Below are 13,667 nucleotides of genomic sequence, written 5' to 3'. Positions count from 1 at the left end.
CGAAGCCGGCGGGCCGACGAGCGAGAGGGTTGTGGGGTTGTGGCCCGGCGGGTCGTCCGGGCGTCTCTCACGCTAGTGCCCGGCCGAGTAGACAGGGCGGATGAGCGAGATCGAGTTCGACGCGATCCTCTTGGCCGGCGGTCGCGCGTCCCGACTCGGCGGCGGCGACAAGACCGCCCTGGTCGCCGACGGTCAGACGCTCCTCGAACGCAGCATCGAGGCGGCGCAGGATGCCACGACGCGGGTGGTCGTCGGCGCCCTGCCCGATGCCGTCCTGCGGCCCGGCCTCGTGATCACGCGCGAGGATCCGCCATGGTCGGGCCCCGCCTCCGCTCTCGCAGCAGGTCTGCGTACGCTCGACGAGGCCCGCTCGACGGCGCCGTTCGTGCTCGTCCTGGCGTGCGACATGCCGCGTGTGGCCGACGCCGTGGCCGTGATCCTGCGAGCCTTCTCCGACCTCCCGGAGACGGACGGCTGCATCGCCGTCGACGACGGCGGCCGTCGGCAGCCGCTGCTCGCGATCTATCGCGCCGGCGCCGTGCGCGAGGCTCTCGACGGGTTCGATCCGGTCGACGCGTCCATGCGTCGGCTTCTCGCCGGGCTCCGGCTCGCGGAGGTCGCGGTCGCCTCCGAGCTCGTCGACGACGTCGACACGCCTGATGATCTCCGCCGTCTCGGCGTCACCCGCCCCGCGTCGCTCGACGGCCTGCCCGGCGCGACTGGTTGAGTGGACCCATGACCGACTCCCCCTCCGACCTCGACGCCTGGGCCGACCGGCTCGCTCGAGCCCTCCACCTCCCCGCCGACTTCGAGGTCGACGTCGCAGCCGTCCTCGATCTGGCACGTGACGCGGCGCACGGCGTTGCCCGCCCGGCGGCGCCGCTCACGACCTTCCTGGTCGGCTACGCCGCGGGGCTCTCGGGCGGTGGCTCCGATGCCGTGACTCGCGCGACCGCCACCGCGTCCCTCCTCGCCACTGCCACCGCGACACCGCCGGAGGACGACGCGTCGGCGCCCTCGAAGTGACGGCGCTCGACTGGGCGCGTGCCCGCGAGGTCGCGTACTCTGCGGGCCGAGAGAGCGCCGGCTCTGCTGCGCGCGCCTCGGAGGTCGTCCCTCTGTCGGAGGCCCTGTCGCGCACTCTCGCCACCCACGCCGTCTCGCCGAGCGATGTGCCGGGTGCTGACGCGTCGGCCATGGACGGCTGGGCGACCGCAGGCCCCGGCCCGTGGACGCTGGGCGGGGCTCTCGTCGCCAGCTCCGTGCCGGTGGCATCCCCCCTCGAACCCGGCATGGCGCGCGCGGTCACCACCGGCGCTCCCGTTCCGCCCGGCACGGACGCCGTCCTGCGATCCGAGGAGGGTCTGGTCGACGGCGGCCGCCTGGTGGCCCAGCCGCACGACCCACGGGCGCCCGGGCCCCGGCGACACATCCGCCGGGCGGGTGAAGAGGTGCGCACCGGCGACCTCCTCCTGACCGCGGGCACGCTCCTCACGCCGCCGAGAGTGGCGCTGGCCGCCGTGGCGGGTCTCGACGAGCTGACGGTGGTCGGGCGGCCACGAGCCGGGCTCGCCATGCTGGGAGACGAGATCGTCGCCTCCGGGGTGCCCCGGCCGGGCACGGTGCGCGACGTGTTCACCCCGCAGGTGCCCGGCATCCTGCGGTCGCTCGGGGCCGACCCCGTGTCGGTCGCGCGGGTGCCCGACGATCTCGACGCCACGTTCGCCGCCTTCGACCGGCCCGACCTCGATCTGCTCATCAGCACAGGCGGGACGGCCGGCAGCAGCACCGATCACGTCCGGGCGGCGCTCGCGCGGCTCGGCGCCGAGTTGGTGGTCGACCGTGTCGCCATGCGCCCGGGCCACCCGATCATCGTTGCCCGGCGGGGCGGGGCGCTGCACCTGTGCCTGCCCGGCAACCCGATGGCCGCTCTCGTCGGGCTCGTCGTGCTCGGCCGGCCGCTCGTCGACGGTCTGCTCGGTCGACCCCTCGGCACGGTCGACGACGTGGTCACGGCCGTCGACATCGCCCACGACCGCGTCGGCTCGCTCGTCGTCGCCTACCGGTCGACACCCGACGGCGCCGTGCCGGCCGAACGGCAGTCCGCGGCGATGCTGCGCGGTCTCGCCGACGCGGACGGCCTTCTGGTCGTGCCTCAGGGGGGTGCAGCCGCCGGCTCGGTCGTGCCGTCGCTCGCCCTGCCGTGGTGACTGCGCGCAAGCCGTTGCCGCTCGCAGGGCTGCGTGGTAGACCCTCAGGATGGGACGAATCACGGCTCGCAAGCCGATCACCCGCGTGAGGGTCGCCGACGGCACCCACGACGCGGATCGCAGGATCACGATGGACACGCTCGCCGTCGAAGAGCCGCTGGAGATCCGCGTCGGCGGCCAGGCTCTCGCCATCACGATGCGCACGCCCGGCAACGACTTCGACCTCGCCGGAGGCTTCCTCGTCTCGGAGGGCGTCATCTCGACCGGAGACGAGTTCATCGCCGCGCGCTATTGCGCGGGCGCGACCGACGAAGGCCTGAACACCTACAACGTGCTCGACGTCACGCTCGCGCCGGGCGTGCCGGCTCCCGACCCGAGTCTCGAGCGGGCGTTCTACACGACGAGCTCGTGCGGGCTGTGCGGCAAGGCGTCCATCGACGCGGTGCGCACGAGCTCACAGCACGCCGTCCTGCACGATCCGCTGGTCGTCGATCCTGCGCTTCTCGCCACCTTCCCCGAGGCCCTGCGACAGGGCCAGGACGTCTTCGAGAAGACCGGCGGGCTTCACGCCGCCGCCCTCTTCGACGGGCGCACGGGACGGATGCTGGTGCTGCGCGAAGATGTGGGGCGCCACAACGCGGTCGACAAGGTCGTGGGCTGGGCGATCCGCGAGAACCTCCTGCCCCTGACGGGCATGGTACTGATGGTCTCGGGCCGGGCGAGCTTCGAGCTCACCCAGAAGGCGTCGATGGCGGGAATCCCGGTGCTCGCCGCGGTCTCTGCCCCGTCATCGCTCGCCGTCGACCTGGCGACCGAGGTGGGCGTGACCATCGTCGGCTTCTTGCGCGGCAGCAGCATGGTCGTCTACTCGCGGCCCGACCGGATCCTCGATACTGCCACCGCCGCAGACGCCGCCGACGCCTCAACGCCCGCAGCCGCGCACGCACCCGCACCCGCACCCGCAGAGTCCCCCGAGCCGCTCACGATCGGAACAGCATCATGACCGAGAAGCCTCCCATCGACGACGTCAACGACGACGACCTCACTGTCGGCGAACCCCGAGACTGGGCGGCCGGCATGCCCGGCGTGCTCCACTCGATGGAGCCCGCGATCAAGCAGCTCGGCCTCGCCCGCACCGTGAAGCTGATGACGTCGCTCAACCAGAAAGACGGCTTCGACTGCATGAGCTGCGCCTGGCCCGACCCGAACCACCGCAAGGTCGCCGAGTTCTGCGAGAACGGCGCCAAGGCCGTCACCTGGGAGGCCAACCCGGTGCTGGTGCCCGACACGTTCTGGGGCGAGCACTCGATCGACGACCTGCTCGAGAAGAGCGAGTACTGGCTCGGCATGCAGGGCCGCATCACGACGCCGGCCTACAAGGCTGCCGACAGCGACCACTACGAGCCGGTCAGTTGGAACAAGGCGTTCAGGATCATCGGCGACAAGCTGAACTCGCTGGACAGCCCCGACGAGGCCTCCTTCTACACGTCCGGGCGAACGTCGAACGAAGCGGCGTTCGCGTACCAGCTCTTCGTCCGCGCGTTCGGCACGAACAACCTCCCCGACTGCTCGAACATGTGCCACGAGTCGACGGGCACCGCGATGTCCGAGACGCTCGGCATCGGCAAGTCGACCATCGCCTACGACGACTTCGAAGAGAGCGACCTCATCATCGTGATGGGGCAGAACCCCGGCACGAACCACCCGCGGATGCTGACGGCCCTCGAAGACGCCAAGCGGAAGGGCGCCGCCATCGTCGCCGTCAACCCGCTGCCCGAGGCAGGGCTGAGGCGCTACAAGAACCCGCAGACCGTTCGCGGCATCGCGGGGCGAGGCACCGACATCGCCGATCAGTTCGTGCAGATCAGGTTGGGCGGCGACATGGCCCTGCTGCAGGCGGTCTCGAAGCGGGTGCTCGCGGCCGAGGCGAAGCACCCCGGCACCGTGCTCGACCACACCTTCATCGACGAGCACACCTCGGGGCTCGACGAGTTCAGAGCGCACATCGCGGCGGTCGACGACGACGAGGTGCTGCTCGCGACCGGTCTCTCGCAGACCGAGATCGACGAGCTGGCCGAGCGCTACATCACCGCCGACCGCGTCATCATCACCTGGGCCATGGGCATCACCCAGCACCGCAAGGCCGTCGACACGATCAAGGAGATCGTCAACCTCCTGCTGCTGCGAGGCAACATCGGCAAGCCGGGTGCGGGCGCCTCGCCGATCCGCGGCCACAGCAACGTGCAGGGCGACCGCACGATGGGCGTCTGGGAGCAGATGCCCGACAGCTTCCTGGACGCGCTCCAGACGGAGTTCCACTTCGACCCGCCGCGCGAGCACGGCGTCGACGCCCTCGACGGCATCAAGGCCATGCAGCGCGGCGACATCAAGTTCTGGATGGGCATGGGCGGCAACCTCGTCGCCGCGATCTCGGACACACAACTCGCCGAGAAGGCCTTCCGCGGCACCGAGATGACCGTGCAGGTCTCCACCAAGCTCAACCGGTCGCACGCGGTCGTCGGCCGGGAGGCGCTGATCCTGCCCACCATGGGGCGCACCGAGATCGACATCCAGAAGGCCGGGCCGCAGTTCGTCTCGGTCGAAGACACCGTCTGCTCGGTGCACGGCAGCCACGGCCAGGTGCCCCCGGTCGCGCCGAACCTCCTCTCGGAGGTCGCGATCGTCTGCCACCTGGCGCGAGCGACCCTCCAGGACCGCCCGGGCGGCGACCCCGCCGGCATCGACTGGCAGGCGATGGAAGACGACTACGACGTCATCCGCGACCACATCAGCCGCGTCGTGCCGGGCTTCGGCGACTACCGCACCCGCGTGCGCAGCCGCGACGGCTTCGTCCTGCCGAACGGCCCGCGTGACTCGCGCACCTTCCCGACGGAGACCGGCAAGGCCATGATCACCGTCAACGAGCTCGAGCACGTCCAGCGCCCCGAAGGCCGCCTCCTGCTGCAGACGCTGCGCTCGCACGACCAGTACAACACCACGATCTACAGCCTCAACGACCGCTATCGCGGCATCAAGAAGGGCCGCGAGGTCGTCTTCGTCAACCCCGACGACCTCGCCGAGCTCGGCCTCGCCGACGGCGACCGGGTCGACGTGTTCAGCGAGTGGACGGACGACGTCGAGCGCGTTCTGCGCGACTACCGCGTCGTGTCGTACCCGACGGCCAGGGGGTGCGCCGCCGCCTACTTCCCCGAGGCGAACGTGCTCATCCCCCTCGACCACGCAGCCCTCCGCAGCAACACTCCCGTCTCGAAGGCGATCCTCGTGCGGCTCGAGAAGGCGGCGGTGCCCGCGCCCGCCTGACCTGCCGGCTCTCGGGTGTCTAGGCTCGACTCATGGACACCGACGTCATCGTGATCGGCGGCGGGCTCGCCGGGCTCGTCGCCACGGCCGAGTTGGTGCGAGCCGGGCACCGCGTCACCATCGTCGAGCAGGAGAGCTCGCGGGGCCTCGGCGGGCAGGCGTTCTGGTCGCTCGGCGGCCTGTTCTTGGTCGACACCCCGCAGCAGCGCCGCTTCCGAGTGCGCGACAGCTTCGATCTCGCCTGGCAGGACTGGCAGGGGTCGGCCCAGTGGGATCGCCTCAGCGGCGAGCACCCCGAAGACGAGTGGGCGGCCCGGGCCGGTCGCGCGTTCGTCGAGTTCGCCGCCAGCGACGCGCGGCCGTGGATCGAAGAGCAGGGTGTGAAGTTCACGCCGCTCGTCGGTTGGGCCGAGCGCGGCGATGGCCGGGCGTCCGGCCACGGCAACTCGGTGCCGCGCTTCCACGTGCCGTGGGGCACGGGCACGGGGGTGTCGGAGCCGTTCGCCCGCCGCGCACGGGAGGCCGCGGATGCGGGCCGGGTCAGGCTGCTCTTCCGGCATCGCGTCGACGACCTCATCGTGACGGACGGGGTCGTGACGGGCGTCTCGGGCAGTGTCTTGGCCCAGGATCCGGCGCCCCGCGGCGCCCCGACCAACCGCGACGTCGTCGCAGACTTCGAACTGCACGGCCAGGCGGTCGTCGTCGCCTCGGGCGGCATCGGCGGCGACCACGACCTCGTGCGCCGCTGGTGGCCCGAGCGCCTCGGCACCCCACCGCGCACGATGGTGACGGGTGTGCCCGAGCACGTCGACGGCAGGATGCTGGAGATCGCCGAGCGAGGCGGAGCACGCCTCGTCAACCGCGACCGCATGTGGCACTACACCGAGGGCATCGTCAACTGGAACCCGATCTGGCCGGGCCACGCGATCAGGATCCTGCCCGGCCCCTCGCCGATGTGGTTCGACGCGCTCGGGCGGCGGCTGCCCGCGCCGGGGCTGCCCGGCTACGACACTCTCGGCACGTTGAAGCTGCTCCGCACGACACCCGACATCGCGGAGTTCGACCACTCGTGGTTCGTGCTCACCCAGACCATGATCGAGAAGGAGTTCGCGCTGTCGGGCTCCGAGCAGAACCCCGACATCACGCACCACGACCTGAAGCTGCTGCTGCGCGGCCGCCTCGGCGCCGGCGCGCCCGCGCCGATCGCGGCGTTCCAAGAGCACGGGGTCGACTTCGTCGAGGCCTCGACGATCGGCGAGCTCGTCGACGGCATGAATGCGCTCACGGGCCCGTCGGCCTCGGGCGCGCCCCTCATCGACGCCAGGCTGCTCGAGTCGCAGATCCAGGATCGCGACGCCGAGATCGACAACCGGTTCTCGAAGGATCAGCAGGTGGTCGGCATCCACAACGCGCGGCGGTATCTCGCCGACCGGCTGACGCGCGTGGCGACGCCCCATCGCATCCTCGACCCTTCATACGGCCCGCTGATCGCGGTGCGGCTGCACGTGCTGACGCGCAAGTCGCTCGGCGGGCTGCAGACCGACCTCGCGGGGCGGGTGCTCGACGCCTCCGGGTCGACGGTGCCGGGGCTGTACGCCGCAGGCGAGGCGGCCGGCTTCGGTGGCGGCGGCGCGCACGGCTACAACGCGCTCGAGGGCACCTTCCTCGCCGGGTGTCTCTTCACCGGGCGCAGCGTCGGGCGGTCGCTCGCGGCGACGCTCTGAGCGGCGACACCCCGGCTTTCGGCCGACCTCCCAGCGCCGCGGCGCTGGGGGCATGGCCGGAATCCTGGGCCTTGGCAGCCAGGCGGGCGCTCTCAGCCGAGCCCGACGACCTCGAGCCACTGCCGCCGAAAGAGCACGAGCGCGATGAAGATCGCCACGTTCAGGGCGACCGTGCCCCAGAAGCGGATCCTGAAGCTCGGCTTCTTCGTCTTGTGCCGCAGCACCTGCTGCGCGACGACGGCGCCCGGCCACCCGCCGATCAGCCCGACGGCGAGCAGCGTCGACTCGGGCACCCGCCACTTGCCGGCCTGCGCCGCCCGTTTGTCCTGCGCGTAGAGGATCACCGCGACGACACTCATCCCGGCATAGAGCGCGAGCCCCCAGAGCGGGAAGGGCCGCAGCCCGATCATCACGGCGAAGAGCACCGCGAACAGGATCACGACGGCGAGAGCGGCCCGCGACTGCCGCCTCCGCACCACGACCGAAGCCACCGGCGCGCCGGGTGTGCGCGCGTCGACGGCCCGGGGCCGCCCGTCCTGCCCTGCACCGAGCTCGTACGTCACCGCGTCGCCGACCCGCGGCCGCTCGGCCCCCGGCCCGAACGCCGAGGCGTGCACGAACACGGCGGTGCTGCCGGGGGTCGTGACGAAGCCGAACCCGCGGTCGTCGTTCCACTTCGTCAGCCTGCCGGCCAGCCGGGTGGCGCTGTCGCTGCGCACCCGATCCGAAGTCATCTCTCCAGGGTAGGCGAGCATGCCCCGACGGACACCGGCCGTGGTGCCCTCAGTTCAGGGGACGGGCGGAGGACGAGCCGGATGCTCAATCGTTCACCTTCCGATGGATGTAGTCGGCCATCCCTGGCACCGTGAATGCGACGAAGCCTCTGTCTGGCGCAAAGATATGACCGTTCTTGATCAACTCGTTTCGCGAGACCGAGAGATCGCTCGCGCGGGACTTACCCGTTCTCGCCACAAGATCCTGAACTGCGGACGGCTTTCCGTTGTCGGCTGCCATCGCCCGCATCAACTCACGCTGCTTTGGCGTCGCTCGTTCCCATCGTGACTGATAGAGGCCCTGGTCGACTTCTTCGCGAGCTCGGGCGACACCCACCGTGGCATCGTCGAGAGTGATTCTGCCCCGCGTCGACCGGGCGTCCCAGACGTGCTTGCCGCAGGACTGCGCAAAGTACGGATAGCCACCGATGCTGTCGAGTGCGAGTGCGAGAGCCGCGTCGTCCCAGACGACTCCTGCCTTCTCTGCGGGTCTGGTCAGAGCAGCGCGCGTCTCGTCGTCGTTGAGCAGACCGAGTGATCTGAAGTCGTAAAGGCGCTCCGCGTAGCTCGTGGCGTCGGCGAGGACTGCCGGCAGAGACGGAAGACCAGTGCCCACCATCAGCACCGGCACTGGCCAAGCCGATTGGCCGAGCGCGTGAAGAGCCAGGTTGAGCGCGTTGAGGTCGCTCTTGGGGGCATCCTGCAATTCGTCGATCGCGATGAAGACTCCCATCCCGAGTTCGCGCGCACCCTGGCCGAGTTCGTCGAGAAGTTCTCGGAGGTCTCGCTCGAGGTCGCCGCTGTCTGCGAATCCCACCTCTGCACTCACGTCGAAACCGAAGGAGTAGGTGCCCGCAGGATCGACAGTCATTTGAAAGGAGCGGAACACCCGCAAGGCGCGACCGAGCTTCTGGCGGACTTGGTCACCCAAGGACATCGTCCGGCGGAGCGAAGCGTGCAGCTCGCGCGTCAGGACCTCACGAAGACTCCGGCCAGGGGAGGCCTCGACTTTGACTGCGATCCACTTGCGTGACCGATCCGCCTCACGAATGAATTCGTTCAGGAGCACCGTTTTGCCGACACCCCTCAGCCCTGAGATGATCACCGGTCTGTCGCCTTCAGCATTCGCGATCACAGCAGCCATCACACTGCGAACACCGTCCAGGACGACATCGCGACCCGCCAGCTCGGGAGGCACGCGGCCGGCTCCGGGCTTGAACGGGTTGGTGGTATCGGCCAACTCACGCAAATGTAAACCCGTCTCAATTCGTATAAGCAGTAATCTTATACGTTATTAGACACGGTTAGACACCTCACGGGCGGAGGACGAGCCGGATCGGCGCGCCCTCCTTCGTCTCGAGCAGGCGCACCGCCTCGGCCGCCTCCGAGAGCGGCATGACACGGCTGACCGACTTCGAGAACTCGACGCGGCCCAGGTCGTAGAGCGACACGAGATCCGTGACGTCGCTCGGCACGGAACCGTAGTGGCCCAGGATCTGCTGCTTGAGGTAGCTGAAGAGTGTCCCGTTCGTGATGTGAAGCGGCTGGTCGGCGAGGCCGACGAGCACGAGCTTGCCGCCAGGCCCGAGGCAGCGCGCAGCCTGCTCGCGGACGGCAGGCACCCCGGCGAAGTCGAACGCGACCGTGACGCCGCGGCCGTGCGTAGCGGCACCGAACGCGGCGGCGAACCCGTCGTCGGCCGGGTCGAGGGCGACGTCCGCACCGAACTCGAGCGCGCGCGTCCGAGCGGCAGGCAGCGGGTCGACCGCGATGATCGGCGCTGCCCCGATGAGCCGCAGCAGCTGCACGGCGTGGGCCCCGAGCCCGCCGATGCCCCAGACGCCGACCGGCTTGCCCGGCTGCACCTTGGCGGTCGCGGTGATCGCCGACCACGGCGTCGACACCGCGTCGGGGATGAAGCAGGCCTCCTCGAACGGCAGCTGGACCGGCAGCGGCACGACGGTCTCGGCCGAGGCGACCGCGTACTCCGCCCAGCCGCCGTCGTAGTCGACACCGCGGGTCAGGATCGTGCCGCCGCGCTCCTCCCCCGCCTGCAGCAGCACCCGTTGGCCGATCGTCAGCCCGGTCACGCCCTCGCCGAGCTGGTCGATCACGCCGGCGACCTCGTGCCCGAGGGTGACGGTGTCGCCCTTGAGATACTGCGGCTTGAGCATGCCCTGGATGAGGTGGACGTCCGAGAGGCAGACGCCCGCCGCCTCGACCGCGATCCTGACCTGCCCGTCCGCTGCGGAAGGCGTCGGCACCTCCTCGACGGTGAACGTGGTGGTGGCGACATTCAGTCGACCTGCGAGCATGATCTCTCCTTCGAAATCGGGTGGTGGTGGTGGGGCGGCTAGGACGCCGGCCCGGAGCCGTAGATGCTGGTGAGCCAGACGTGTAAGAGCGTGTCGACCTCGTCGCGCGGCTCACGCGAGGCCGCGAGTGCCACCGTGATGACCCGCTCGTTGAGCTGGTTGAGCACAGTCGCGAGGTCGTGCGCGGCGGGCCCGTCGATGGCCGCACCCCGCGCACGCTCGGCGTCGATCGCGGCCGCCGTCCCGTCGATCCAGCGGCCCATCAGGCGAGCCCACTCGGCCGCGAGCTCGGCCTCTGACGAGAGCCTCGCGGCTGCGGCCACAGCGATCGAGACCCCGCGGTGCTTTGCGAAGGTGTCGGCGAACGCCTCGATCGCGCGACGCCAAGCGCCGGCAGGATCACGGGGCAGATCGTCGAGCACCCGGGCGCTGAGCGTGCCTGCCTCCCGCGCGACCCGGTCGAGCAGCGTCAGCAGCACCGCCTGCTTGGAGGCGAAGTAGAAGTAGAACGTCGGCCGCGAGATGCCGGCGCCGCGGGCGAGGTCGTCGATGGTGACGTCGGCGAAGTCCTTCTCGTCGAGCACTTGCTCGGCCGCCGTCAGAATGGCGCGCTCGCGCTCGTCGCCCGAGATGCGCACGGCGCGCCGGCCGCGCTGCGCTGCGGGTGGCAGCGGCGTTGCCGGCGGCAGCGGCATTGCCGGCGGCAGCGGCACCGCGGGCTGCGGCGGAGTCGCAGCAGGAGTCGGCGTGGGCATGCGGCCACTGTAGCGCGCTTCTCGACACAGTGTTGACTCAGTCGACACAGTGTTCGTAAACTGCCGGTGGTCGCACCGTCGTGGCCGGGATCGGAGCAGCCATGGCCACCGCAACGGCAACACCTGAGCATCTCGACGTGCTGATCGTGGGGGCAGGGCTCTCGGGCATCGGCGCGGCGTGCCGCCTCACCACGGCCTTCCCCGAGCGGTCCGTCGCGATCCTGGAGTCGCGCGCGACCAGCGGTGGCACGTGGGATCTCTTCCGCTACCCCGGTGTGCGGAGCGACAGCGACATGTTCACGCTCGGCTACTCGTTCCGGCCCTGGGCGACGTCGACGTCGATCGCCCCGGGCGCCTCGATCCTCGAGTACGTGCGCGAGACCGCTGCCGAATACAACGTCGACCAGCTCATCCGCTACGGGCACCGGGTCGTCAGCGCCGACTGGTCGTCGGCCGACTCGCGGTGGGCGGTCGAGGTCGAGCGCACCGACGCGTCCGGCGAGACCACGGCCAAGCGCTTCACCTGCTCGTTCCTCTTCATCTGCTCGGGCTACTACGACTACGACCGGGGCTACCGGCCCGCCTTCCCCGGCGAGGGCGAGTTCACCGGCGAGATCATCCACCCGCAGCACTGGCCGAGCGACTTCGACGCCACGGGCAAGCGCATCGTGGTGATCGGCAGCGGGGCCACCGCCGTGACGCTGGTGCCGTCGCTCGCGGCCACGGCGTCGCGCGTCACCATGTTGCAGCGCTCGCCCAGCTACGTCGCGATCCTGCCGTCCAACGACGACGGGTTCGACAGGATGCGCGCTCGCCACGTGCCCCTGAAGGCGGCTGCCGCGGTCTCGCGCTGGAAGGGCATCGGCACGTCGCTGATCAGCTACCGGATCAGCCGGCAGGATCCCGAGAAGATGAAGGGCATCCTGCGCCACCAGATCCAGAAGCGCGTGCCCGAGGGCTTCGACGTCGACCGCCACTTCACCCCGACATACGACCCGTGGGACGAGCGCCTCTGCATCGTGCCGAACGGCGACCTGTTCCGTGCCATCAGCAAGGGGACAGCCGACGTCGTCACCGACACCATCGACACGTTCACTCCCGGCGGCATCCGGCTCGCCTCGGGCGACGAGCTGGCCGCCGACGTGATCGTCACCGCCACCGGCCTCAACCTCCTGCTCTTCGGCGGCATGAAGCTGAGCCTCGACGGCGCCCCGATCGACCCGTCGCAGCGCGTCACCTACAAGGGCATGATGCTCGACGGCGTGCCGAACCTCGCCTTCGCCATCGGCTACACCAACGCCTCGTGGACGCTGAAGATCGACCTCGTGGTGCACTTCGTCACCCGCATGCTGCGTCACCTCGACCGGAGCGGCACCACCGCTGTCACACCGCAGGCGCCGCAGGATCTCGGGGCGCTCCGGCCCTTGATCGACCTCACCTCCGGCTATATCCGGCGCGGCATCGACCAGATGCCGAAGCAGGGCGCGCGTGCCCCGTGGACGCTGCACCAGAACTACCCGCGCGACGTCCGCCTCTTCCGGCTGTCGCGGCTGCTCGGCGACGGGCTGCGGTTCACCGGCGCTGGGCGCGACCGTCGCGGGTCGCGGCCGGAGCACTCCGAGAAGGGCGAGTGGGTGATGGCCGAGTGACCACGTCGTCCGTGCTGCCGATACCCGTCACGATCGCCGTCGACGGGACCTCCGCCCGGTATCGGGTCACCGGGCCCGCCGATGCGCCGGTTGTACTGCTGTTGCACGGCATCGGCCGCTCGCTCGACGACTGGGACGAGCAGCACCGCCTGCTGGGCGCCACCCACCGGGTGATCAGCGTCGACCTCGCGGGGTTCGGGCTGTCGGAGCCGCTGCCCGAGCGGCACACCCTCGACGCCCTCTCACGCTGGGTCGGGCGGTTCTGTGACGCTCTCGGGCTGGGGTCGACCGGCCCCTTCGACGTCGTGGGCAACTCGCTCGGCGGCGCGGTCGCCATGCGGCTCTCGACGCTGCGGCCGGGCCTGGTGCGGCGGCTCGTGCTGCTCGACAGCGCCGGCTTCGGGGCCACCGTGACGCAGGCTCTGCGGCTGATCGCCCTCCCGGTGGTGGGCGCGGTCCTGTTGCGCCCCTCCGAGAAGACCGCCGCGCAGACCGAACGCGCCCTCTTCCGCGAGCGTCGCTTCGTCTCGCGCGAGCGCATCGCGGCCAGCGTCGCCCGGGGCTCGCGCCCGCAGGCGATGCGCGCATTCCGCGAGGTCGCTCGCGACCTCGGCACCTTCCGCGGCATCCGCCCGGAGTGGCGTGCACGCCTGCTCGCCGACGTTGCACGCGCGGGCACCCCCTGCTCGTCGTGTGGGGCGACAGCGACCTGATCCTGCCGCCCTCGCACCTCGAGGAAGCCAAGCGCCTCCTGCCCCGCGCCCAGACCCACCTCTTCGAGCACACGGGCCACATGCCCCAGATCGAGCGCGCCGCCGACACCGCGTCGCTCGTCGACGCGTTCCTCGCCTGACCCCCCCCTCCGTTTTACCTATAGGTAAGCGCCCTCCGCACAGAAACGACTATGCGCGAACGCCGCA

Annotated in this window: 13 protein-coding genes; 9 read left to right on the top strand and 4 right to left on the bottom strand. The window is 70.6% G+C overall.

Annotation, left to right across the window (positions count from 1 at the left end; genetic code table 11):
• Positions 1-100: 100 nt before the first annotated feature.
• The 6 genes from AX769_RS05145 to AX769_RS05120 are packed head-to-tail and all read left to right on the top strand — an operon-like array spanning position 101 to position 7,255.
• On the top strand, positions 101-727 hold the full coding sequence (locus tag AX769_RS05145; RefSeq protein ID WP_066276683.1) for a molybdenum cofactor guanylyltransferase: 627 nt from the start codon (positions 101-103) through the stop codon (positions 725-727).
• 8 nt (positions 728-735) lie between these two features.
• Positions 736-1,026, top strand: coding sequence for a DUF6457 domain-containing protein (locus AX769_RS05140; protein ID WP_066276679.1), 291 nt, complete (start codon positions 736-738; stop codon positions 1,024-1,026).
• Entirely contained in the window at positions 1,023-2,210 is a 1,188-nt protein-coding gene (locus tag AX769_RS05135) for a molybdopterin molybdotransferase MoeA (RefSeq protein ID WP_066276678.1), read from the top strand. The genes AX769_RS05140 and AX769_RS05135 overlap by 4 nt, the downstream gene beginning before the upstream one ends.
• Before the next feature lie 49 nt (positions 2,211-2,259).
• Complete coding sequence (gene fdhD / locus AX769_RS05130; RefSeq protein ID WP_066276675.1) at positions 2,260-3,213, top strand: formate dehydrogenase accessory sulfurtransferase FdhD; 954 nt, start codon at positions 2,260-2,262, stop codon at positions 3,211-3,213.
• Entirely contained in the window at positions 3,210-5,531 is a 2,322-nt protein-coding gene (locus AX769_RS05125; protein ID WP_066276673.1) for an FdhF/YdeP family oxidoreductase, read from the top strand. Before fdhD ends, AX769_RS05125 begins: the two co-directional genes overlap by 4 nt.
• 32 nt (positions 5,532-5,563) lie before the next feature.
• A complete protein-coding gene (locus AX769_RS05120; protein ID WP_066276670.1) occupies positions 5,564-7,255 on the top strand; it encodes an FAD-binding dehydrogenase in 1,692 nt (563 codons plus the stop codon).
• Positions 7,256-7,347: 92 nt separating this feature from the next.
• Here the strand turns inward: AX769_RS05120 and AX769_RS05115 are convergent, their stop codons facing one another.
• The 4 genes from AX769_RS05115 to AX769_RS05100 all read right to left on the bottom strand — a co-directional run bounded on the left by AX769_RS05115 (position 7,348) and on the right by AX769_RS05100 (position 11,098).
• Complete coding sequence (locus AX769_RS05115) at positions 7,348-7,989, bottom strand: DUF1294 domain-containing protein (protein WP_082764019.1); 642 nt, start codon at positions 7,987-7,989, stop codon at positions 7,348-7,350.
• An 85-nt stretch (positions 7,990-8,074) separates the two neighbouring features.
• Positions 8,075-9,268, bottom strand: coding sequence for an ATP-binding protein (locus AX769_RS05110; protein WP_066276665.1), 1,194 nt, complete (start codon positions 9,266-9,268; stop codon positions 8,075-8,077).
• Positions 9,269-9,341: 73 nt separating this feature from the next.
• Entirely contained in the window at positions 9,342-10,343 is a 1,002-nt protein-coding gene (locus tag AX769_RS05105; protein ID WP_066276663.1) for a zinc-binding dehydrogenase, read from the bottom strand.
• A gap of 38 nt (positions 10,344-10,381) precedes the next feature.
• A complete protein-coding gene (locus AX769_RS05100) occupies positions 10,382-11,098 on the bottom strand; it encodes a TetR/AcrR family transcriptional regulator (protein WP_239451948.1) in 717 nt (238 codons plus the stop codon).
• 101 nt (positions 11,099-11,199) lie between these two features.
• Here AX769_RS05100 and AX769_RS05095 point away from each other — a divergent pair, with 101 nt between their 5' ends.
• The 3 genes from AX769_RS05095 to AX769_RS24635 are packed head-to-tail and all read left to right on the top strand — an operon-like array spanning position 11,200 to position 13,600.
• Positions 11,200-12,747, top strand: coding sequence for an NAD(P)/FAD-dependent oxidoreductase (locus AX769_RS05095; protein ID WP_066283197.1), 1,548 nt, complete (start codon positions 11,200-11,202; stop codon positions 12,745-12,747).
• Positions 12,744-13,460, top strand: coding sequence for an alpha/beta fold hydrolase (locus tag AX769_RS05090; RefSeq protein WP_204249326.1), 717 nt, complete (start codon positions 12,744-12,746; stop codon positions 13,458-13,460). The genes AX769_RS05095 and AX769_RS05090 overlap by 4 nt, the downstream gene beginning before the upstream one ends.
• Complete coding sequence (locus AX769_RS24635; protein WP_369824064.1) at positions 13,385-13,600, top strand: alpha/beta fold hydrolase; 216 nt, start codon at positions 13,385-13,387, stop codon at positions 13,598-13,600. Before AX769_RS05090 ends, AX769_RS24635 begins: the two co-directional genes overlap by 76 nt.
• Positions 13,601-13,667: the final 67 nt, after the last annotated feature.

The sequence above is a fragment of the Frondihabitans sp. PAMC 28766 genome (assembly GCF_001577365.1).
In the GTDB taxonomy this organism is placed as follows: Bacteria; Actinomycetota; Actinomycetes; order Actinomycetales; family Microbacteriaceae; genus Frondihabitans.
The sequence above is the reverse complement of the archived record's forward strand: the minus strand, read 5'-3'. Positions and strand labels throughout refer to the sequence as shown.